Raw genomic sequence first — 20,690 nt, 5'->3', positions numbered from 1 at the left:
ATCTGTAGCAGCACGGCTTGCCGGCGGTGACGTATTCAAGGTCGCCACCGCCGGCAAGCCGGACTGATACAGCGCCATCCCCGGAATGATCGTTCCCACGCTCTGCGTGGGAATGCATCAGGACGCCGACGCTGAGCGTCGAGGGCGGCGTTACCACGCAGAGCGTGGGAACGATCAGCGATTACGCCAGACTGTTGGCCCGGTAGGGGCCGTGGCGTCATCTGTAACAGCACGGCTTGCCGGCGGTGACGTATTCGAGGTCGCCACCGCCGGCAAGCCGGACTGCTACAGCGCCATCCCCGGAGTGATCGTTACCACGCAGAGCGTGGGAACGATCAGCGATTACGCCAGACTGTTGGCCCGGTAGATGCCGTGGCGTCATCTGTAGCAGCACGGCTTGCCGGCGGTGACGTATTCAAGGTCGCCACCGCCGGCAAGCCGGACTGCTACAGCGCCTCATCCTCGGAATGATCGTTCCCACGCTCTGCGTGGGAATGCATCCCGTGACGCTCCGCGTCACATCACACGCCGCCCGAGCGCACTGCTACAGAGGACGGATCGTCGTGATCCTTACGCCTGATCTTCCTTCTGCAACTCGAACAGCAGCAACGAGCGCGGTGTCACGGTGTATTCGGAACCGAACTCGAAGTGATCCTTGCCACGGATGTCCGGCTGGTTGGTGTCAATCAGACTGACCCAGTTCACGCCCTCCGGCACCTCAGGCAAGGTGAAATTGACCCCCTCATGGTGCGAGTTCACCACCAGCAGCATGGTCGCTTCCGAACCGCGACGACGAATGCCGGTCTCTTGCGCGCGGCCATCCATCAGCATGCCCAGGCAGCGACCATTGCCGTCCTGCCATTGCTCAATGGTCATTTCCTCACCGCTCGGTGACAGCCAGGTGACGTCCTTGACCCCCAACTCTTCGTTGTAGTCGCCGACCAGGAAGCGTCCGCGGCGCAGGATCGGGTAGGTCATGCGCAACTTGATCAGGCGTTTGACGAACTTGTGCAGGGCCTTGCCGTCTTCGTCCCAGTCCCAGTTGACCCAACCGATTTCGCTGTCCTGGCAGTAGGCGTTGTTGTTGCCGTGCTGAGTACGGGCGAACTCGTCACCGGCCACCACCATCGGCGTGCCTTGAGAGAGCAGCAGGGTGGCGAAGAAGTTACGCATCTGGCGCAGGCGCAGCGCGTTGATTTCCGGGTCCTCGGTCGGGCCCTCGACGCCATGGTTCCAGGACCGGTTGTCGTTGCTGCCGTCCTGATTGTTCTCGTCGTTGTCTTCGTTGTGCTTGTCGTTGTACGAGACCAGATCGTGAAGGGTGAAACCGTCGTGAGCGGTGACGAAGTTGACCGACGCATACGGCCTGCGACCCCGCTGATTGAACATGTTGCCCGAGGCGGTCAGGCGGCTGGCGAGGTCGGCCAGCTGGCCCTCGTCGCCTTTCCAGAACGCGCGTACGGTGTCGCGGAACTTGTCGTTCCATTCAGCCCAGCCGGGCGCAAAGTTGCCTACCTGATAACCCCCGGGGCCGCAGTCCCAAGGCTCGGCGATCAGTTTGACCTGACGCAGCACCGGGTCTTGACGGCAGGCCACGAGGAAGCTGTGGCGTTCGTCGAAACCGTCGTGATAGCGGCCCAGGATGGTCGCCAGGTCGAAGCGGAATCCATCGACATGCATTTCACTGGCCCAATAGCGCAGCGAATCGGTGACCATTTGCAGCACGCACGGGTGGCTCAGATCGAGCGTATTACCGGTCCCTGAATCGTTGATGTAGTAACGCTTGTCGTCCGGCATCAAGCGGTAGTAGGAGGCGTTGTCGATGCCGCGCATGGACAGGGTCGGACCACGCTCGTTGCCTTCGGCAGTGTGGTTGTAGACCACATCGAGAATGACTTCGAGCCCGGCATGGTGCATGTGCGCGACCATCTCCTTGAACTCGGCGATCTTGCCATGGGCCAGAAAACGCGGGTCCGGCGCAAAGAAAGCGATGGTGTTGTAACCCCAATAGTTGGTCATGCCCTTTTGCAGCAGGTGCTGGTCATTGACGAAGGCATGAATCGGCAGCAGCTCGACCGATGTCACCCCCAGGCCCTTGATGTGCTGGATCACGTCATCGACCATTAGCCCTGAAAACGTGCCTTTTAGCTCATCCGGCACTGAGGGGTGACGCATGGTGAAGCCACGGGTGTGGGTCTCGTAGAAGACGGTCTTTTCCCACGGCACGTTGGCTCGCTGGTCACGGCCCCAGGTGTAGGCAGGGTCGATGACCTTGCATTTGGGCACGAAGGGCGCGCTGTCGCGTTCATCGAAACTGAGGTCATCATCGGGGTGGCCGATGGTGTAGCCGAACAGCGCCTCGGACCATTTCAGCTTGCCGACCAACTGTTTGGCGTAGGGGTCGATCAGCAGCTTGTTGTGGTTGAAGCGATGGCCGTTCTTCGGGTCATAAGGGCCATAGACCCGATACCCGTAAACCAGCCCCGGGTGAGCATCGGGCAAATAGCCGTGAAAGATTTCATCGGTGTATTCGGGGAGTTCGATGCGCTCCAGTTCCTCCTCACCCGTGGAGTCGAACAGGCACAGCTCGACCTTCGTGGCGTTGGCCGAAAAAATTGCGAAATTGACCCCTAGCCCGTCCCAGTTGGCGCCGAGGGGAAAGGGCAGGCCTTCACGGATGCGTGACGCACTGGCTTGCGGGCTGTCGGCCTTGGCGGATTCATTCTGGGGGGCGGTTTTCTTTTCTTGCTTGCTCATGTGTATTCCTGACGTTCGAATGATTTCCTGAAGGCGAACAAAGCCTTTGTCGCAGGCTGGACTGCGCCATTGCTGGAGGAACGGGCGGGTAATTACCGCAGGTGTTAGCGATCGTTTTCAGGCGATCCCTGCGGTAGGTCTACTGCGCAAGGGTATTCGTCGACGACGAATGCTCAGGGCGCGGGTGGCTTGGCGGCGGCGGGCGCCTTTTTCGCGGCAGGCTTAGTGGCAGGCTTGGCGGGTTTCGCAGCCGGTTTTGCGGCTGAACCGTCCGCGCCGCTGGCTGCGACCTTGGGCTTGGCAGCGGGTTTGGCCGGCGCCTTCGCCGCCGGTTTCGCAGCGGGCTTGGCGGCCGGTTTTTCAGCGGCTTTAGCCGCAGGTTTCGCTGCTGCCTTGGCCGCGGGTTTCGCGGCGGCAACTTTTGGCTCGGCCTTTGGTTTGGCGGATTTACCCGCCGCCGCTTTCTTCGGCGCCTTGGCTTCGGCTTCCGCCAGTTTGCGTGCCATTTCCCAATGGCGTGCATCCTGACCGTGTGGCTTGCCCTCCGTTTCCCAGATCTGGTGGGCAAGCTCGCTGATTCTTTTCTCGTCGGCACTCATCTCGACACTCCCAGGTGTTACAAGGTTTGAATAAGCAGGTTTACAGAAAATTCCTTGAGCGCTGCGCTGAGCGACAATTCCTTGTTGGTTGTGACTGTAGTCTGTGAAAAAAGTCCCTTCCAATTTGGATCTGAATCAGCGAACGGCAGGATGATTCGTGTATCGCCCCAATGTGCTGCGTTGATGAATGGAGTTTGCGCGGTGCCCAATAGTTCAGCCGGCAAACGTGGAACCACAACAATAGCCCGCATATCCTCCCTTTCCCGGGCAAATGCCATGACATGAGCGGCGCGATCGCCGATCACCTCCAGCGGTTGATATCGACCTTCACTGAACAACGCGGGGTATTGATTGCGCAGCATGAGCACCTGCGCGATCAATGCCTGTTTGATCCGGCCGTCCTGCCAGTGGGCAAGCAACTCGGTGAGGGGCGTGGATTCACGCAGCGCGCGTTCCCGTGCGGGGTAATCCACCGGACGACGGTTGTCCGGATCCACCAGGCTGAAGTCCCAGAACTCAGTGCCCTGATACAGATCAGGAACACCGGGCACCGTCATTCGCAGCAAAGTTTGCGCCAGACTGTTCAAGGCGCCGGCAGGGGCGATGCGATTGGCCGTGGCACCGATGGACTGACGCAATGCAACGGCGTCCGGGCTCAGCAGCAGGCTTTGCAGAAACGTGCGGCAGGCGGTTTCATACGCTTCGTTCGGCGCGCTCCAGCTGCTGTGCAGCTTGGCTTCACGCAGGGCTTTTTCCTGCCACTGCGTGAGCCGTTTGGCGTACGCCTCGAAGGCCTCCTCGCCCTCCAGCGCAAAGGGCCAACTGCCCAGAATCGCTTGATAAAGCATCAACTCGTCACCGGCGCCGATCACGGTTTCCCCGGTCTTCAGCGGAGCCGAAAGTTGCTGCCAGCGTTCGACCTGTTCAGCGTACCAGTCGGCGTTTTCGCTGAGCACCGCCAAGCGCGTGCGGGTGTCTTCGCCGCGCTTGTGATCGTGGGTGGCGGTGGTCAGCAGGTTGTCGGGGAAGCTTGCACCGCGTTCGATGCAGACCTGATGAAAATCCTCCACCGGTGCACTGAAATGTTGCGGGTGAAAGCCAACGTCGTTGCGCGAAAGCAACACCGCCGAGCGATAGAACGAGGTGTCTTCCACCGACTTGGCGGCCACCGGCGAGGTCAGTTGCTGGAAGCGGTTGTGGGCTTTGCGGCGCATCTCCCGCAGGGGTCCGCTGGGGTAGTCGCGCAGGCGCTCGCCGCCGAGCCAGCGCTGTAGATAATCGAGCACCGGCCAGTCGCCTTCGCTGAGCATGTCTCGTGCGCCGGCCATGGCCTGCTGGAAGAATCGCTCGTCTTCTTGCGAACGTCCGCAAGCGGTGATGTAGGTGCGGTAGACCGGGAAATTGCTGACCAGCGCCAGCAGCGCCCGCCGTATGGCGCCCAGGGTCAGGTCACGGCTCATCACGTCGCTGCGGGCCACTTGCAACAGTGACTGGGCCAGATTCTCGAAGTCTCCCGCCAGGCTGCCATGCAGCACCAGATCGCGGGCCTCGAGCACCTCGAGATTGAAATCGGCGGTGCGTCCGCTGATTTGGCTCCAGAGTTCACCGAGGACGGCTTCCCCTTTCGGATCGTGCTGCAACAGCGACACCTGGTTCATGAATTCATAGCCAGTGGTGCCGTCGACGTTCCAGTCTTTGCGCAATTGCTCGTCAGCGCCCAGGATCTTCTCGACGAAGATCGGCAGGTGCGCAATCTCGGTGCCGGCGGGACGTCGTTTCAACAGGCTGTCGACCCGGCGTCGAAGCTTGCGGCAGTACCCGCGCGGGTCGGCCAGACCATCGATGTGGTCAATGCGCAGACCGTCCACCAGGCCCTCGGCGATCAGTTCGAAAATCTTGCCGTGAGTGGCCTCGAACACCTGCGAACGCTCGACCTTCAGACCGCCCAGTTCGTTGATGTCGAAGAAGCGCCGCCAGTTGATGTCGTCTCCCGCGGTGCGCCAGCTGGCGAGGCGATAATCCTGATGTTCCAGCAACTGGTGCAGTCGCTTGAAGCCTTCGGGGTTGCGCGAATCGAACAGCGCAAGTCCACTTTCGATGGCCCGGGTCAGGTCGGGATGGGTCTTGAGCAATTCCACCAGCTCGGCCTTGGCCTGACGCGCGCGCTCGTAGGCCTGGGGAAACTCGTCCAACTGGGCGAAGCGTTGCGCCAGTTCGTCCAGCTCGGGCCGTTTCGCGGCATTGAGCAGCGGCGCATAGGTGCCCGGATTGATCGGGAAGTGATGCTGATAATGCTCGACGCGGAAACTGCCGTGCTCAGGATCGAAGCGCAGCGGCACTTCGCCGTTCTGCAACACCGTGCCGTAATCGGTGCTGAGGAAGGGCAGCAGCAACTGGCCTTTGAGCAGCGGGTCGGGGGAGTTCCACTGGATGTCGAAGAACTTCGCGTAGGGACTGCGCTGGCCCCATTCCAGCAGATCGAGCCACCACGGGTTGTCAGCGCCTCCGACGGCCATGTGATTGGAGACGATGTCCAGAATCAGCCCCATGCCATGTTCGCGAAGGGCTGCCACCAGACGGCGCAGCGCCGGCTCGCCGCCCAGTTCGGGGTTGATCAGACGTGGGTCGACCACGTCATAGCCGTGCATCGAGCCTGCACGTGCCTTGAGCAGCGGCGAGGCATACAGGTGACTGATCCCCAGTTTCGCGAAATAGGGGACCAGCTTCGTCGCGTCATCGAGGGTAAAGTCTTTGTGAAATTGCAGACGTTGAGTGGCACGCAGCGATTTAAGCATTGGATGGGCAACCTGATTCATTGATCACGCTCCGCTGCCTGCTGACGTGCTGCGGCGAGGATCTCCAGACGGCGTGCGGCATTGGGGTCGTCCAGCAAGGCGCCGCTGTCTCCTGGCAGCCGTCGACGCCAGTTGGGATGACTGTCGATGGTGCCCGGCAGGTTGGCCTGCTCCTCGACGCCCAGTGCGTCCTCGATGGGCAGCAGCACCAAGGGCGCACGGGTGTGGCCCAGATAGCGCACGCTGCCGTCGATGAGGTCGCTGTCATTCCTTTCTTTAGCAGCTTTACTGCCTTCACTGTCAGGGTTGTCGTGCATGGGGTAGTTCTGCTTGAGCGCAGCGCGCAGGCCCTGACGCTCACGCTCACGGCCCTCGCGCCAGTGGCGTTCGGTGTCATCGTCGATATGGCCCAGGGTCTTGTTCCAGTCAATATCCAGCTCGGTCAGCCAGCCGGTGAGGGTCGGCAAGTCGTGGGTGCTGGTGGTGGCCAAAGCATCGTCCGACCATTTCATGATCGGTTTGAAGTGGCCGTTGTCCTGTTCGAACAGCAGCACACGCATGCCGAGAATCTGCCGCGCCGAGAGCTTCTCGTGCAGGCCTTCAGGGACCGTGCCCAGGTCCTCGCCGAGTACCACGGCCTTGTGCCGCCAGGACTCCAGACACAGCAGGCGCAGCATGTCGTCCAGCGGGTAATTCAAGTAAGCGCCTTCACTGGCCGGCGAGCCCAGCGGCACGACCCACAGCCGCTGCAAACCCATTACGTGATCGATGCGCAGGCCACCGGCGTGGGCGAAGTTGGCACGCAGCATTTCGATGAAGGCACGAAAACCGTTGCGTTTCAGACCCGTAGGGGAGAACGCCGAGATGCCCCAACTTTGCCCCGAGCGATTAAGGATGTCGGGCGGCGCACCCACCGTCAGCGCCGACAGCAACTCGTCCTGACGGCTCCAGGCTTGACTGCCTGCGCCATCGGCACCTACGGCGAGGTCGCCGATCAGGCCGATGCTCATTCCGCTGCTGCGCGCTGCGGTCTGGGCGCGTTCAAGGCCGCGAGCGATCAACCACTGGGCAAAGGCGTGAAAGCCGATCTGCTCGCCGTGGCTGGCGGCGAACTCCTCGATGGCCTTGCTCCGGGGATTTTTGTATTGCTCGGGCCATTCATGCCAATTACCGCCGATACCGAGTTTTTCGCCTTCATCACGCAGCGCTTCGAAGCGGCAATGGTTTTCCAGCGCTTCGCCGCCGGCGTGGCGGAAGCTGTTGAAGTCTTCGTGCAACGGATGGCCGCTGCCGATGAAAGAGGCATAGAGCGAGCGGAAGATTTTCCATTTGGCGGCGGCCGCAGCGGGCCAGTCGATCAAGGGCAGGGCTTCCAGACGCTTGAGTTCATCGCCAAGGCCGGTTTCATCAATCGCCATGCGCACGGCGCGCTCGCCAAGGATCGCGCCGGGTGCGGCGTACAGCGCGTTGAGGAACAGACGGCTGGAAGGGGAATACGGGCTGAAACGCTCGCTGTCATTGGCGAACATGGCGTGGACAGGGCTGATCGCGATCGCCGCTGCCCCGCGTTCGCCCGCCGAGCGAGCGAAGGTTTCGAGGGCCTGCGTGTCGCCGAATCCGCCGTCGCCTTCGCGGCGCAGGTAATACAGTTGAAGCGTCAGCCCCCAGGCGCGCGGCACGCTGGTATCGGCGGCCATGGCCAGCGAGTAAGCGGTTTTCGGGGCGACGGCGATGGTCAGGTGCTGGCCGTCGATTGCCAACTGCTGATAGCCCACCGTCGCGAGCGCGGGCAGTTCGGCATTTGTGGTCAGTTTCGCATCCAGCCGCGAACCGTCTTCCAGTTCCAGCACAAAGGGTGTTTGCGGTTTGAACCAGGCAGACAGGTCAAGGTTGCTGCCGTGATCGACGGTCAGCAGCGGCGGAGGCGTGGTGGACAGGCTCTGGTCTTGCAGACGCTTGAGGCTGGTGCTGATCTGTTCATCGTTTTCGGCCGGGTAACCCAGTCCGTCGAGGACCTTGCGCAGCACTTCGGGGCTGACCCGTTGCGGTCGTGCGTTGGCGTCCTTCCAGTCGACCGACAGTCCCGCCTCGGCCGCCAGCATTTCCAGTTGCTCATTGCTCATCCTGTTCCTCCACAACGTCACTCGATATCAGGCTGACAATGGCCGTGTATGGATTGAGGCTGCCGCTTTGGGAAAGTTCGGCCGATTTTGGACGGGATTCATGAAGAACGTGCTGCACGCGGTGCTTATCGATCTGCACCGCATGGGCACTCAGGTTGAGGTCGATGCGCAGCGTGCTGCCATCACCCATCTTCCAGCGCGCGCTCACCGCCTTGTCCGCCAATACGTCAGCCCCCAGCGCCTCGGCCCCTTGCAGCCGTGGGAAAATCTCGTTCTGACGTATGCGCAGCAACTCCTGGTAGAACGCTTGCCAGTTGCGATGGTCCTGGCCGGTATCGGTTTCCAGATACAGGGCATCCACCGCTGGACGTGACGCCTCAAAGGTCTGCACGGCGTTGGGGTCGGGAATGCGCTTGCGCTTTTCCGGGTCGGCGAAGGCGGCGAAATCGGCGAACTCGCCGCGACGCCCCTCACGCACGGCATCGGCCAGCTCATCGTGGAAATCAGTGAAGAACAGGAACGGCTCGCTGGCGCCCCATTCGTCCCCCATGAACATCAGCGGGATCATCGGCGACAACAGCAACAACGCGGTGGCGGCGCGCAACGCTTCAGGCGGGCACAGCTGCACCAGGCGCTCTCCCAGTGCGCGATTGCCGATCTGGTCGTGGTTCTGCAGAAACAGCACGAACCCCGTGGGCGGCAAATGCGCGCTCGGCTCTCCGCGAGCGTGACCGTGGCGGGTGGATTCGCCCTGATAAACGAAACCCTCGCCTAACAGACGCGCCAGTTTGTGCGTCGATTGCTCGGCGAAGTCGGTGTAATAGGCGTCGGTTTCGCCGGTGAGCAGCACATGCAACGTATTGTGGCCGTCATCGTTCCACTGCGCGTCGTAACCCTGATCGATCCGGCTCGCTTCGTTGAATTCGTTCTCCAGCGTCAGCCACACATGACGGCTCTGAGGGACCTGTTGCCGTACCCGCTGCGCGAGTTCCTGCAGAAAGGTCGGGTCCTCGATGGCGTGAACAGCGTCGAAACGCAGGCCATCGAAGCGGTAATCCAGCAACCACATCAAGCTGTTGTCGATGAAGAAGTCACGCACCTCGCGACGACGAAAATCGATGGCATCCCCCCACGGCGTCTTTTTGTCGCTACGGAAAAAATGCTTGGCGTAGGTGCCGAGGTAATTGCCGTCCGGGCCGAAGTGGTTGTAAACCACGTCGAGAATCACCATCAGGCCCAGGCCGTGAGCGGTATCGATCAGGTGCTTGAGCTGATCCGGCGTGCCGTAGGAGGATTGCGGCGCGTAAGGCAGCACACCGTCATAGCCCCAGTTGCGTTGCCCGGGGAATTGCGCGATGGGCATCAGTTCGATAGCGGTTATGCCCGTTTCGGCCAGGCGTTGCAGGTGCTGTTCCACCCCGACGAAACCGCCGAGTGCGCCAACATGCAATTCATAGATGACCGCTTCATGCCAGGGCCTGCCGCTCCAGTCAGCGGTTTGCCATTGATAGGCGTTGTGATCGACGACCAGGCTGTGACCATGCACCTCGCTGACCTGAGCCCGGGACGCCGGGTCAGGTACCAGAAGGTCTTCGTCGATTTTGTAGCGGTATCGCGTGCCCGCCGGGCATCGTGTTTCGAGGACAAACCAGCCGTCTTTCTGCGGCAGAAGGGCCCGTGACGGCCCGTCCTCTATCTCGACGCTGACGTAATCGGCATCCGGCGCCCAAAGGGCGAACCGAGTGTGTTCGGAATCCAGCAAGACGGCGCCGTGGCGCCAGTTCTCATCCGTGCGCGAAGGCATCCGTTACCCCTTTTTCAGTTCATGAATCAGTATTGCAGCGCAGCGCCCACGTTCTTCTTCAACAGTTCCTGATACAGATCGGCATAGGGTTCGACCGCCTTGTGCCAGTCGAACGGGGCAGCCATGGCGCGGCAACGCATGGCGTTGAGCAGCGGTGGATTGGCGTAGACCTTGAATGCACGGGTCAGCGCTTCGGTGTAGCTTTCCACAGTCGATTCGTCGAACAGGAACCCGGTGCAACCATCTTCGATCGTGTCCGCCAGACCGCCGGTACGACGGGCCACCGGCAGCGAGCCGAAGCGCTGGGCGTACATCTGGCTCAGGCCACAAGGCTCGTAACGCGACGGCATCAGCAGAAAGTCGCTGCCGGCGAACATGCGTCGCGCATCGGTTTCGTTGAAGCCGACGCGAACGCTGATCTGACCGGGAAAACGGGCAGCGAGGGCGCGCATGGCGTCTTCTTCGTCCGGTTCGCCGCGACCGATGATCGCGATCTGTCCACCGTTGTCGACAATGTGCTCGGCCACGCCGATGGTCAGGTCCAGGCCCTTTTGGTAGACCAGTCGCGAAACGACGGCGAACAGTGGGCCGGTGGAAGGCTCGAGTTCGAACAGTTCGCGCACGTGATCGGCGTTGATCTCCTTGCGCGTCCATTCATTGGGCGCAAAACGGCAGATCAGGTGTTCATCGGTGGCCGCATCCCAGCTTTCGTCGATGCCGTTCGGGATCCCGCTCAGTTGGCCGCGATTGGCCTTGCTTTGCAGAAAGCCTTCCAGCCCGCAGCCAAAATCGGCGGTGGTGATTTCCTTGGCGTAAGTCGCACTCACCGTGGTGATGTGGCTCGCGTACGCCATGCCCGCCTTGATGAAAGACAACCGACCGTAGAACTCCATGCCGTCCGGCCCCAGCGCTTCATCCGGGATCCCCAGTTCACGGCTCGACGCCGTGCTCACGAAACCCTGGTACGCCAGGTTGTGGATGGTGAAGATGGTCGGCGTGGTCTGACCGCGCCACTTCATGTAGGCAGGGGCCAGGCCCGCTGGCCAGTCATGGGCGTGGACCAGTTCCGGGCACCACTGGGTTTTCACCGCGCCCGCCGCGAAGTCGGCAGCCGCCAGACCCAGACGGGCAAAGCGAATGTGGTTGTCCGACCAGTCACGGCCGTGATTGTCGCCATACGGCGTGCCTTCGCGCTCGTACAGCTCCGGGCAGATCAGCACATAAATGACCAGACCGTCTTTCATGTCCATACGGCCGATCTTGCAGGGAGGCAGTGCGGCATGCCCGCTCAGTTCACTGATGATGTGAATCGGGTTTCCGCTATTGATGACCTGTGGGTAGCCGGGAATCAGCACGCGTACATCGTGCAGGTGGCGCATGGCGCGCGGCAGTGCAGCAGACACATCGCCCAGACCGCCGGTTTTCACCAGATCGGCCATTTCCGATGTCACGAACAGGATTTTTTTCCTGTTGGCCATCGACATGCCTGGTTGGACAGGAGGCAGTTGCAGCACAGGTGCGCTCGTCGTTGCGAAGACCGGCAGATGGGTCAGCTCGCTGGCCGGCTGATTAAAACTCTCTCCCTTCTGGGTTTTGACAGCGGCACTAATCATCGTTTTCTCCCATTCGATACGCAGTGTTGGTACAGCACTTGAGTTGTAATTGGCCATGTCCTATGGCCAGGCACACAAGACCTACGCAAGATCGATACCCATTTACCGACTGCATAGTGAAGGACAGGGTGAAAGCGGCCTCTGCTCGGGCTTCAACCAATAGCATAGGCGCTCTAATGTGCTGACCCAGGGCATTTGTAGAAGTTTCGACTTTTTTTCACGGAAATGTCTGGCGTGCGGGATGGCTGCTTTTTGTAGGAAAATTTTCATCGCGCTACAAAAACCCCATGACCATAGAACGCGCCGTTCTGGCGCACGATTTACCTCGAAATCACGTTTAGTGCCGCTGGTCGGATTGTTCGACAATCAAACCAGTGCGGCTCGGAGAGCATAGCGGGTCGTGCGCTTTTCGCGACCGGTCAGTCACGAAGTAAATGGCGTCGCCTTTTCTCGGTGCAGCAGAGACCGATTCTTGTGCGGATTCGGAAAATTCCGACTTTTGTATCGGGATATTTTGGTGCGGCTCACGTTAGAATCCCCGTCACGCGGCAGTCGGTCAGGTTCCGCCACTGCCTGTTACCCCCCGAGTTGTAGAGGAAGTCAATGCAAGCCCCTGAGGTGCTGGTCCTGCAGGCCAGCTATAGCAATCCGGTTCACGCTGAAGCCATCGGTTTCCTGCTCAATCAATACGCTGAAGACGCCATGGGCGGCGGCGAGTCGCTGTCCATGGACACCCGCCAGCAGTTGGCGATCGAACTGGCCAAGAGGCCCCATGCCTTCAGCGTCCTGGCCTTCATCGCCGGCGAGCCGGTCGGGCTGGTCAACTGCTTCGAAGGTTTCTCCACGTTTGTCTGCCGTCCGCTGGTCAACGTTCACGACGTGGTGGTCATAGCGTCCGCTCGAGGCCAGGGGATCAGCCAGAAGATGCTGGGCAAGGTCGAAGAAATCGCCCGCCAGCGCGGCTGCTGCAAGATCACCCTTGAAGTGCTGGAAGGCAACAAGGTTGCCCAGGGCGCCTACGAGAAGCTGGGTTTCTCCGATTATCAACTCGACCCGCAGATGGGACGGGCGCTGTTCTGGCAGAAGGCGTTGTAATCCGCGTCGCCACATTCTGTAGCCGTTCGGCTTGCCGGTGGCAGCGATCATCCAGACGCCACCGCCGGCGAGCCGGGCTGCTACAGAAATCGTATCGACTGTTGCCCCGGCAGCACCTGCCAAAATATTTGTAACAGTTATGTCCTGTAAGACGCTTCCATGCGCGCGGTAGGATCGCCTCCCGTATTGAATTCAGGACACCCATGTCACTCTCACTGGAACCTCCCAGTCGTCGATCCCGCTGTCTGAACGCCGATCCCTCCCGCACACGCCCCGGCGTTGAAATGCGCTTTCCCATCCAGATGCTCAACCGTCACGGCCCCCACTCACGTGGGCCGGGATTTGTCGCGCCTGTGAAATCACCACTGAACGGGAAGAACTGAAGCATGGAATGGCTTGCGGATCCGACGGCGTGGCTTGGCCTGTTGACGCTGATCGTGCTCGAACTGGTGCTGGGCATCGATAACCTGGTGTTCATCGCCATCCTTGCCGACAAGCTGCCCCCGGAGCAGCGAGACCGGGCACGCGTGCTGGGGCTGTCGTTGGCGCTGATCATGCGCCTGGGCCTGCTGGCGAGTATTTCCTGGATGGTCACGCTGACCGAGCCGCTGTTCGACGTCTTCGAGAAAAGTTTCTCCGGGCGCGATCTGATCATGCTCTTCGGCGGTATTTTCCTGCTGTTCAAGGCGACCATGGAGTTGCATGAACGGCTGGAGGGCCATGTCACCCAGCAATCGGGCAGCGCGACTTACGCTCTGTTCTGGCCGATCGTCGCGCAGATCGTGGTGCTCGACGCAGTCTTCTCGCTGGACGCGGTGATCACCGCCGTCGGCATGGTCGATGAGCTATCGATCATGATGATCGCCGTGATTTTCTCAATTGGCATCATGATCGTCGCCAGCAAACCCTTGACCGCGTTCGTCAACGCTCACCCGACCGTCATCATGTTGTGTCTGGGCTTCTTGATGATGATCGGCTTTAGCCTGACCGCCGATGGCCTGGGGTTTCATATTCCCAAGGGCTACCTGTATGCGGCCATTGGCTTCTCGATCCTCATCGAAGTGTTCAACCAGGTGGCGCGCTCGCGGCGCAAACGCAGTCTGAAGGGCAATCTTCCCCGGCGAGAGCGCATGGCCCATGCGGTTCTGCGTTTGCTGGGTGGGCGCAAGCCGGGTGTCGAGGAAGTGGGCGAGGACATCGTCGACATGCTCGATGGCGATGCGGAAGGCGCGGTTTTTGACCGTCGTGAACGGGTGATGATCAGCGGCGTGCTGCAACTGGCGCAGCGGCCGATTCGCAGTGTCATGACGGCACGCACGGATGTCGACATGATCGATCTGGCAGACGATGAGGCAATCATCCGTCAGCAGTTGATGGCGTCCTCCTACTCCCGATTGCCACTGATTCGTTCAGGGCGAGGCGAGGAACCGTTGGGGTTCGTGCACAAGAAAGAGTTGCTCAATGGGTTGTTGGCCGGTAGTCAGCTTAACCTTGAACACCTCACGCGCACGGCGATCAACCTGTTGGAGACGTTCTCGATCCTCAACGCGCTGGATCAGATGCGCGCAAAGTCCACGCACATTGCCTTCGTTGTCAACGAGTTCGGGGACTTCGTCGGCATCCTGACCATGACCGACATTCTGGAATCCATCGCCGGTGAGTTACCCGACGCCAGCGAGATCGATGGCCCGGATCTGGTCGAGGAGGGCGAAGGTGTGCTGGTCAACGCCGCCATGAACCTGACCCACCTGCGCGAGCGCATCGGTTTCAAGGCGCGTGCCTGCGATGAATATCAGACCTTGGCGGGGCTGGTGATGAGCCTGCTGGATCGGCTGCCAGCCATTGGCGATGAGCTGCAATGGGAGGGCTGGCGCATGAGGGTGGTTCAAGTGCAGGAGCGCCGGGTGACGCGGGTGTTGTTGCGCAAGGTCTGAGTTTCAGCGTTTGCCACGGCGTCAGAACGGTTGCTACCTCCCAAAACAAGAAGGCCTGCATTGCGCAGGCCTTCTTGTTGTGTCGCAGAATATCGTGTCGCGGGTCGCTGTGTCACAGATTGCGCTGCGGGGTTATTTCAACGCCACTTCCGGAGCGGCTTCTGTTTGCTTGGCGGTCTTTTCCATCATCGCAAAGTCACTCAGGCCCTTTTGCGCGTAGGGGTCGCCAATCATGCGCGGACGCGCCTTGAAATCCAGACTGACCAGGCTCTTGGTGGTGTCCAGCTCGTCAAAGCTCAATCCGGCCAGTTGCGCCCAGGTGTGAATCAGGTTGGAACTGGTGTACGGGCGGTTGTGAATGCTGTCGAAATTCCAGTCGTGGGTCTCGCGCCACTTGGGTGAGGCGTAAGCAATGAACGGCACCGTGTACATCGGGATCGTCGGCTTGGCCTCGTTGCGCCCCAGCACGTCACGGCTCGGCGAGTCGTAGACGTCCTCGCCATGGTCGGAGAGGTACAGCAGGAAGCCGTTCGGATCGGCCTTGCCATACTCCTTGATCAGGCTGGACACCACGAAGTCGTTGTACAGCACCGCGTTGTCATAGCTGTTGTAAAGATCGAGCTTGCTGTCGTCGACGGCGGCGGGCACGCCGTCGCGGCCGGAGAACTTCGCGAATTCCTGGGGATAGCGGTATTGATAGCTCATGTGTGTACCCAAGAGGTGCACGACGATCAGCTTGCGCGGCGCCGCATCGGTGAGCGCCTTGGAAAACGGTTCGAGCACGTCGCCGTCGTACTGACGGGCGTTCTGGTTGCGGTTGTTGTTCAGATAGACCTGCTCGTCGGCCTGTTCGGAAAAGGTCGTGAGCATGGTGTTGCGCTTGGTCATGGTCTGCTGGTTGGTGATCCAGAAGGTCTTGTATCCGGCCTGTTTCATGACGCTGACGATGGACGGCGTCTTCAGGTAGAGGTCAGGGTTCTCTTCGTCGGCGAATGTCAGAACCTGTTGCAGCGCCTCAATGGTGTAGGGGCGCGGGGTGATGACATTGTTGAACACCTGCAACTGGTCTTTCATGGCATCCAGGTTCGGCGTGGTCTGGCGTGGGTAGCCATATAGATGCATGCGGCCGCGGTTGGTCGACTCGCCGATCACCAGAACCAGCGTGGTCGGCAGATTGGCCTGTTGATCCTTGAGGTTTTTCAGGGGGGCAATATTGCTGCTGGCGGTGAGCATGCCTTGCATGTTGTCCAGCTGCTGGGTGTAGCGATGGTAAGCGACCAGCATCTGCCACGGCACCGCGGGCTCTATCCGCGACTCGAACGCTTCCAGCCCTGAGGCCAGGTCATCGTGACGCGCCATCTGTTTTGCCAGGGGATAGCCGATGATCGCGACCAGCAATGCGACGGCGGTGACCCATGCTCGGCCGCGCGGCAGGTAAACCGGACGCAGACGGGTCCAGAGGAAAATCGCGAAGGCGGTGTGGGCAAGGAAGGCCAGCACGATCCACCAGGCGAAGTACTGGGTCATGTATTCGCCTGCTTCGGACACGTTCGATTCGAACATGATGAAGATGACGCTCTGGGAGAATTCTTGCTGATAGATGAAGAAGTAGCCCAGGCTGGCCATCGAGCAGGCCCACAGCACGACGCCGATCACGGCGGCCATGATCCGGGTTTTGTTGGGGAACAGCAGCATGGGGGCCAGCCAGATGCCGCTCATCACGAACGCCTGGCGAAAGCCTGCAAAGCCGGTGATGCCGGTCAGCTGAATCAGCAGTTGGGTGATACCGGAAAAGTACCAGAAGAATACGAACAGCCAGATCAGGCCGGTCCAGTCGAAACCTTTCGGAGTCGTGGTGCTCCGTTTTGTTGTTGCCATCAGGCGCTCCAGCAGTGGATCCGTCGAGCGGCCAGGGCAGCCGCGTCGTCTAGCGTGAGGGACGATCAGCGGGCAGGGCTTGCCCGGCCGACGTTTCACAGAGGGGCGGGAGTATGGTGATCAGCAGGTGAAAAAAATGTGAGTCGAATGTCAGAACCGTGTCTAAAAGCACACAATTGCTATTTTTCAAGCGACAGGAACATTACAGGATGTGTCTGGTCCGACGATGAGCGACGCCGGCGATAGCATCCACACGTCGAATTCGATCGGGGAGGGGGTATTTCAGGGGCAAGCCACTGGTCGGGCTTGCCATGGTTCACGCATCGGCGGGGGTCTCAGGCTTGCAACGCGTTGCCGGGGGCGGCGAGCTGTGCGTGCTGCAACATCATCGTCAATTGAGCGACTTTCTTCTGCAGCTGGTCACGTTCTGCCCGGAGCTGGCTCAGCTCGTCGCGACGAACGGTGACGTACAAAGTTTGTGGAACGCTTGCTGGTAGTACTGTGCCCATTGCTCACCTCGCAAATGGCGGGATTCAACTTCGTAAGGTTCAAGCAATGACACCATCGCGACCCGACTTGTCTGTGCTCCTACCTCTATCGGCGCGAATTCTGATTTCTTTTGTGGGAAAAGGGAACTTTTTTATTTTTTAATGTCGCGAACGTTTCTTGATCGCGTAATCCGGCGTCATAGGGCAGTCTTGACGCCTCTGTGTCACTGAACATGAAACTAATTTCACCGGGAAACCTTCGTTTGCCTCCCCGGACTAACCCAATATGCGGCACTGGGCTATAAAATGAGGCACCCCTGTTTACGAATTAAGGAGCACCTCTACATGCAACTCGGGATTGTTGGACTAGGCCGCATGGGCGGCAACATCGCACGTCGACTGATGCTCAATGGCCACACCACTGTGGTCTATGATCGCGATGAGCAGTCTCGCACCAACCTCGCCAATGAAGGTTCGACGCCAGCCAATGACCTCAAGTCACTGGTGGCCGCACTGGAAAAGCCGCGAGCCGTCTGGGTGATGTTGCCTGCTGGCGCTCCAACAGAAGACACGATCGATACCTTGGCCGACCTGCTCGACAAAGACGATGTAATCATCGACGGCGGCAACACGTTCTATAAGGACGACGTTCGTCGCTCCCACGCGCTACAGGAAAAAGGCCTGCACTACGTCGACGTCGGTACCTCCGGCGGCGTCTGGGGGCTGGAGCGTGGCTACTGCATGATGATCGGCGGTGAAACCGAGGTCGTGAATCGTCTGGATCCGCTGTTCAAGACCCTGGCACCCGGCATCGGCACCATCCCGCGCACCAAAGACCGCGCCAAGGATGCCGATCCGCGTGCCGAGCAAGGTTATATCCATGCCGGCCCTCCGGGCGCCGGTCACTTCGTCAAGATGATCCACAACGGCATCGAGTACGGAATGATGCAGGCCTTCGCCGAAGGCTTCGACATTCTCAAGACCAAGAACTCGGACAACTTGCCGGAAGATCAGCGCTTCGATCTCAACCTGGGCGATATCGCTGAAGTCTGGCGTCGCGGCAGCGTGGTTTCCTCCTGGTTGCTGGACCTGACCGCCGACGCGCTGGCCACCGACCCGCAACTCAACGCCTATTCGGGCTCCGTGGCCGACAGCGGTGAAGGCCGCTGGACCATCGAAGCTGCCATGGAGCAGGCCGTACCGGTTCCGGTGCTGTCGACTTCTCTGTTCGCTCGCTTTCGCTCCCGTCAACAAAGCACATACGGCNGGGTTTGTCCCGCAGCAAGCAAAAGGCTCCGGTCGCTCCGGCGACCACGCTGTTCCTGTTCGGCGCCCATGGCGATCTGGTCAAACGGCTGTTGATGCCGGCCCTCTATAACCTGTTCCGTGACGGACTGGTTGGCGAGAACCTGCACATCGTCGGCGTTGACCACAACACCGTCAGCGATGCCGATTTCGCCAAAAAGCTGGAGGACTTCATTCGTCAAGAGGCGGCCAACAAAGTCGCCCAGGGCGGGGAAGAGCCTCTGGACCCGGCGCTGTGGGGCAGCCTTTCCAAACGCATCACTTACATCACAGGTGATTTTCTCGACGATTCCACGTACGCGGACATCGACGCGAAGATCAAGAGTACCGGCACGCAGAATGCCGTGTTCTACCTGGCGACCGCGCCACGTTTCTTCAGTGAAGTGACCAAGCGCCTCGGTTCGTCGGGGCTGATGGTCGAAGGCGACGAATTTTTCCGTCGCGTGGTGATCGAGAAGCCGTTCGGCCATGACTTGCCCAGTGCAGTGGCGCTGAACAATTGCTTGCTGAAGGTGATGAGCGAGAAACAGATTTACCGGATCGACCATTATCTGGGCAAGGAAACGGTGCAGAACATTCTGGTCAGCCGTTTTTCCAACGGTCTGTTCGAGTCGTTCTGGAACAATCACTACATCGATCACGTGCAGATCACCGCAGCGGAAACCGTGGGCGTCGAAACCCGCGGCAGTTTCTATGAAACCACCGGCGCGCTGCGAGACATGGTGCCCAATCACCTGTTTCAACTGCTGGCCATGGTCGCCATGGAACCCCCGGCAGCCTTCGGTGCCGACGCGGTTCGTGGCGAGAAGGCCAAGGTCGTGGGCGCTATCCGGCCCTGGTCGGAAATGGAAGCACTGGCCAACTCCGTGCGTGGGCAGTACACCGAAAGCACCGTGGGCGACAAGAGCGTTCCGGGTTACCGTGAAGAAGATCGGGTCGACCCGAACAGCAACACGGAAACCTATGTGGCGCTGAAGGTCATGATCGACAACTGGCGCTGGGTCGGTGTGCCGTTCTACCTGCGTACCGGCAAGCGCATGAGCGTGCGGGACACGGAGATTGCGATCTGCTTCAAACCCGCGCCGTACGCACAGTTTCGCGACACTGATGTGGATCGCGTGGAACCCAACTTCCTCAAGATCCAGATCCAGCCCGACGAAGGCATGTGGTTCGACCTGCAGGCCAAGAAGCCGGGGCCGACCCTCGACATGCAGACCATCGAGCTGGGCTTTGCCTACAAGGACTTCTTCGAGATGCAGCCGTCGACCGGGTATGAAACCCTCATCTACGACTGCCTGACCGGTGATCAGACCTTGTTCCAGCGCGCCGACAACATCGAGAACGGCTGGCGAGCGGTGCAGCCGTTCATCGATGCCTGGGCCAAGGATCCGCACGTGGAGATGTACAAGGCGGGCGAAGACGGACCGGCGGGGGCAGACGAGCTGCTGGCTCGCGACGGTCATAGCTGGCAACGACTGGGATGAGTGATTCCTCGCAACCCCTCATCCGCTTTCTGTTGTCCGACATCGATGGCACGCTGCTGCGACCCGATCACAGCCTCAGTCAGGCCAACATTGACGCGGTGCGCAAGCTGCGAGCGGCCGGGATTCATTTCTCGATCGCCAGCAGCCGGCCGCCGCGGGCCATGCGTCAGCAGATCGAAGCCTTGGGGATCGATCTGCCGACGGTGGCCTTCAATGGGGCCAACATCATCAATCCCGACGGTAGTTTGCTCAAGGCGCACCGCATCGACCCCGATGCTGCGCGAACCAGCCTTGCGCTGTTCGCTGGCGAAAAGGTGTCGGTGTGGGTGTTTGCCGACGATCAGTGGCTGTTGCTCGATCCGCAAGGGGATTACGTCGAGCATGAGCGCAATACACTGGGTTACGACTTCGTCCAGGTCGATCATTTCGAGGATTACCTCGATCGCATCGACAAGATCGTCGCCGCCAGCAAGGACTTCGAGCTGCTCAAACGGCTTGAGGTCGAGCTCAATCCGCTGATTGCAGATTCGGCACTGGCGGCGCGCTCGCAGTCCTACTACCTGGACGTCACTGCGCTGGACGCCAACAAGGGAACGGCGCTTCAGACGTTGTCCGAGGAACTGGGCGTGGCGCTGGCGCACACGGCGGCGATCGGCGATGCCGGTAACGACGTGGCCATGTTCGTGCGCGCAGGGCTGTCGATTGCAATGGGTCAGGCCGAGACCGGTGTGAAGACCCAGGCCAATTACGTGACCGGCAGCAACCTGGAGGATGGACTGGCGACGGCCGTCGAACGTTACATTCTGCCGCGTTGA

At 60.3% G+C, this 20,690-nt stretch carries 12 protein-coding genes and 3 pseudogenes; 6 read left to right on the top strand and 9 right to left on the bottom strand.

All coding sequences use genetic code 11. The features are described 5' to 3' along the window. Positions 1–211 precede the first annotated feature (211 nt). Complete coding sequence (locus tag D3M70_RS31990) at positions 212–367, top strand: hypothetical protein (RefSeq protein ID WP_165869812.1); 156 nt, start codon at positions 212–214, stop codon at positions 365–367. A gap of 203 nt (positions 368–570) precedes the next feature. Here D3M70_RS31990 and glgX read toward each other — a convergent pair whose 3' ends face one another. The 7 genes and pseudogenes from glgX to glgA form a co-directional block, all read right to left on the bottom strand. After that, the gene (gene glgX / locus D3M70_RS15515; RefSeq protein ID WP_120126611.1) at positions 571–2,757 is read right to left on the bottom strand and encodes a glycogen debranching protein GlgX; all 2,187 of its coding nucleotides are present in this window, start codon (positions 2,755–2,757) and stop codon (positions 571–573) included. A gap of 179 nt (positions 2,758–2,936) precedes the next feature. Further along, positions 2,937–3,209: pseudogene (locus tag D3M70_RS34230) on the bottom strand (hypothetical protein); the annotation flags it as partial. A 48-nt stretch (positions 3,210–3,257) separates the two neighbouring features. Then, positions 3,258–3,356: pseudogene (locus D3M70_RS34225) on the bottom strand (DUF2934 domain-containing protein); the annotation flags it as partial. A 17-nt stretch (positions 3,357–3,373) separates the two neighbouring features. After that, the gene (locus D3M70_RS15505) at positions 3,374–6,172 is read right to left on the bottom strand and encodes a malto-oligosyltrehalose synthase (protein ID WP_256659861.1); all 2,799 of its coding nucleotides are present in this window, start codon (positions 6,170–6,172) and stop codon (positions 3,374–3,376) included. Then, positions 6,169–8,274 (bottom strand): 4-alpha-glucanotransferase, encoded by a 2,106-nt coding sequence (gene malQ, locus D3M70_RS15500; protein WP_120126609.1) that lies wholly within the window; start codon positions 8,272–8,274, stop codon positions 6,169–6,171. The genes D3M70_RS15505 and malQ overlap by 4 nt, the downstream gene beginning before the upstream one ends. Next, positions 8,264–10,078, bottom strand: coding sequence for a malto-oligosyltrehalose trehalohydrolase (gene treZ / locus D3M70_RS15495; protein WP_120126608.1), 1,815 nt, complete (start codon positions 10,076–10,078; stop codon positions 8,264–8,266). Before treZ ends, malQ begins: the two co-directional genes overlap by 11 nt. A gap of 26 nt (positions 10,079–10,104) precedes the next feature. Next, complete coding sequence (glgA, locus tag D3M70_RS15490; protein ID WP_120126607.1) at positions 10,105–11,691, bottom strand: glycogen synthase GlgA; 1,587 nt, start codon at positions 11,689–11,691, stop codon at positions 10,105–10,107. Positions 11,692–12,294: 603 nt separating this feature from the next. Here glgA and D3M70_RS15485 point away from each other — a divergent pair. Further along, the gene (locus tag D3M70_RS15485; protein ID WP_120126606.1) at positions 12,295–12,786 is read left to right on the top strand and encodes a GNAT family N-acetyltransferase; all 492 of its coding nucleotides are present in this window, start codon (positions 12,295–12,297) and stop codon (positions 12,784–12,786) included. Between the two features lie 386 nt (positions 12,787–13,172). Then, on the top strand, positions 13,173–14,720 hold the full coding sequence (locus tag D3M70_RS15480) for a TerC family protein (protein ID WP_120126605.1): 1,548 nt from the start codon (positions 13,173–13,175) through the stop codon (positions 14,718–14,720). Between the two features lie 132 nt (positions 14,721–14,852). Here D3M70_RS15480 and D3M70_RS15475 read toward each other — a convergent pair whose 3' ends face one another. After that, positions 14,853–16,598, bottom strand: a complete 1,746-nt coding sequence (locus D3M70_RS15475) for a phosphoethanolamine transferase CptA (protein WP_120126604.1) — start codon at positions 16,596–16,598, stop codon at positions 14,853–14,855. Between the two features lie 335 nt (positions 16,599–16,933). Continuing rightward, entirely contained in the window at positions 16,934–17,107 is a 174-nt protein-coding gene (locus D3M70_RS31985) for a DUF6026 family protein (protein ID WP_165869811.1), read from the bottom strand. A 285-nt stretch (positions 17,108–17,392) separates the two neighbouring features. Between D3M70_RS31985 and gnd the strand changes: the two are divergent. From gnd to D3M70_RS15460, 3 genes and pseudogenes are all read left to right on the top strand, one after another. After that, a pseudogene (gene gnd / locus D3M70_RS15470) lies at positions 17,393–18,352 on the top strand (phosphogluconate dehydrogenase (NAD(+)-dependent, decarboxylating)); the annotation flags it as partial. A 1-nt stretch (position 18,353) separates the two neighbouring features. Next, positions 18,354–19,875, top strand: a 1,522-nt coding sequence (gene zwf, locus D3M70_RS15465; protein WP_256659860.1) for a glucose-6-phosphate dehydrogenase, incomplete at its 5' end; no start/stop codon positions are given. Continuing rightward, positions 19,872–20,690 carry an HAD family hydrolase gene (locus D3M70_RS15460; RefSeq protein ID WP_120126601.1) on the top strand — a complete coding sequence of 273 codons (819 nt, stop codon included), beginning with the start codon at positions 19,872–19,874 and terminating at the stop codon, positions 20,688–20,690. The genes zwf and D3M70_RS15460, both read left to right, overlap by 4 nt.

The sequence above is a fragment of the Pseudomonas sp. LS-2 genome, assembly GCF_003605735.1.
GTDB lineage: Bacteria > Pseudomonadota > Gammaproteobacteria > Pseudomonadales > Pseudomonadaceae > Aquipseudomonas.
This window is presented reverse-complemented; position numbering and strand designations above follow the sequence as displayed.